The organism is Mesorhizobium sp. B1-1-5 (assembly GCF_006443065.1).
Taxonomy (GTDB): Bacteria; Pseudomonadota; Alphaproteobacteria; order Rhizobiales; family Rhizobiaceae; genus Mesorhizobium.
On record NZ_VFWS01000242.1, the window covers coordinates 1 to 2,187 of the forward strand.

At 63.0% G+C, this 2,187-nt stretch carries 3 protein-coding genes; 2 read left to right on the forward strand and 1 reads right to left on the reverse strand.

Annotated features, from left to right (window positions below; translation table 11 throughout):
- Window positions 1-765: FAD-dependent oxidoreductase (locus FJ980_RS29935; protein ID WP_140547222.1), on the forward strand; the 765-nt coding region annotated here is incomplete at its 5' end.
- A 2-nt stretch (window positions 766-767) separates the two neighbouring features.
- Here the strand turns inward: FJ980_RS29935 and FJ980_RS29940 are convergent.
- Entirely contained in the window at window positions 768-1,358 is a 591-nt protein-coding gene (locus FJ980_RS29940) for a hypothetical protein (protein WP_140547223.1), read from the reverse strand.
- 335 nt (window positions 1,359-1,693) lie between these two features.
- Here FJ980_RS29940 and FJ980_RS29945 point away from each other — a divergent pair.
- On the forward strand, window positions 1,694-2,187 hold a 494-nt coding region (locus FJ980_RS29945; RefSeq protein ID WP_140547224.1), incomplete at its 3' end, for an ATP-dependent Clp protease proteolytic subunit.

Genomic DNA, 2,187 nt, shown 5'->3' on the forward strand with positions numbered 1-2,187 from the left:
CTGGAACCTGATGCCGCGGTCGAACGCTGGCCTTTCCTGGAGCCGGGCTCGTTCCGCTACGCCTACTTTTCGCCGGAAGGCGGCGCGCTGCATTGCCGCAAGATCGCGTCCGGCCTGGCCAAGTGGCTGCGCGCCAACGGCGCCAACGTCTACGAGAACAGAAAGGTGACGGCGGTCGCCTCAGAGGCAGGGCATATCGTGCTCGCGTCCGGGGAGCCGATGCAGGCCGCCCGCATCGTCGTCGCTGCGGGCGCCTGGGTGCTGAAACTGTTCCCCGAACTCGGCGGCGAACTGAAGACGTACCGAACCGCGCTCGCCTATGTCGAACCGCCGGCGGACCTCAAGGCCGTCTGGGAAGTTGCGCCCGTGGTCCTCGATGTAGGTGGCAAGACCGACGGCTACATGATTCCGCTGACCCGAGGTGCCGGCATGAAATTCGGTTCAGGCCTGCACAGGGTGCCGACCAGCGACGCCGACTGGAACCGGCAGCCGGTGCCGGGCGAGGGCGAGGCGATCCGCAACCTGTTTTCACCGCCGATCGCCCGCATCGAGGAGTATGAGGTGACCGAAGTGGTCACCTGCGCCTACACATTCACGGACGATGAGAAATTCCTGGCGCATGAGACGGGCAAGTGCCTGATCGTCTCGGCCTGCTCGGGCCATGGCTATAAATTCGGGGCGGCGGTCGGCCGGCGTGTGGCGGCGGCTGTCGATGATGGCGATATTGCCGGCCTGAAACGTTGGTTGCGAGCCGAAATCGCCTGAATTCAGTCCTGGCAATGCCTGGGAATATGCACGCGCCGCCAGCCGGATGAGCCTTCGCGCACCAGCACGCGCCGCGCGACGGTCTGGTAGGCGCCGGGAATGTCGATGACGCGCCTTTGCTCCGGTCGCACCAGCACCTCCTCGGCGATCCTGTCATATTGCGCCGGAATGACGACGCGCCTTGTGCGCTCCGGCCGGATCACCACCGTTTCGGCGACGCGTTCATAGCGCGCCTTGTGCCGGACCTTGCACAGCACCTTGCGGCCGTGGATGACGCGCCATTCCCAGGAATAGCCGCCATCATCGACCTTGACTGTGTGGTAGACCGTACGGGTGATTGCGGGCACCACCTCATAGGTCACCTGTGCCGGAACCGTCATCACCACCCGCTCGCGCGTGCCGTAGATCGGCGCTTCATAGTCGACCTGCTTGCTGGGCGGACTGATCATCACGTCCTCGTAGACCGTGTCATAGACATCAGGCGTTTGGACCGGCTCATAGCATTCGACGGCGCGGCCGCCGGCCGCCGTCTGCGAAATCGAGCCGAGCATGGTCAGCCCGGCCATGGCGAAGCATGCGGTTTTCCTGGACATGACGTTCCCCCTGTTGAACCGCGGACACAAGTTCAACGTTGAATTGTAGGGGAAGCGGTCCGCGAGAAAAGCGGGTTCGGCGCATTCGTTAAGTGACGCGGTTAAGAAACTGCTACCTGTCAGGCCGCAGGTGCCGTCGCGAGCCGGCGGAAGCGCCCGCCGTTGCGAATCTCGCCTGGAAAGCTTGATTCGACTTACCCAGATGGCTAGGAGGGGTCGGCCTTGCACAAGGATGAGCCGGCATCCTATTTACACAATAACGATCCAGAACCGATTCTGCCCGAGTTGCCAGCATGTCCGGCGCCGGAATCCCACCGCTAGACAAGAGATAACGAATGAAGAACCCCGTCGAAACCTACATGAACCTCGTTCCGATGGTGGTCGAGCAGACCAACCGCGGCGAGCGGGCCTACGACATTTTCTCGCGCCTCCTCAAAGAGCGCATCATTTTCATCACCGGTCCGGTCGAGGACGGCATGGCGACGCTGGTCTGCGCGCAGCTTCTGTTCCTGGAAGCCGAGAATCCGAAGAAGGAAATCAACCTCTACATCAATTCGCCCGGTGGCGTCGTCACCTCGGGCATGGCCATCTACGATACCATGCAATTCATCAAGCCGGCCGTGTCGACGCTGTGCATCGGCCAGGCGGCCTCCATGGGCTCGCTGCTCCTGACCGCCGGCCACAAGGACATGCGCTTCGCCACGCCGAACGCCCGCATCATGGTTCACCAGCCGTCCGGCGGCTTCCAGGGCCAGGCGTCCGACATCGAGCGTCATGCCCAGGACATCATCAAACTGAAGCGCCGCCTCAACGAGGTGTACGTCAAGCA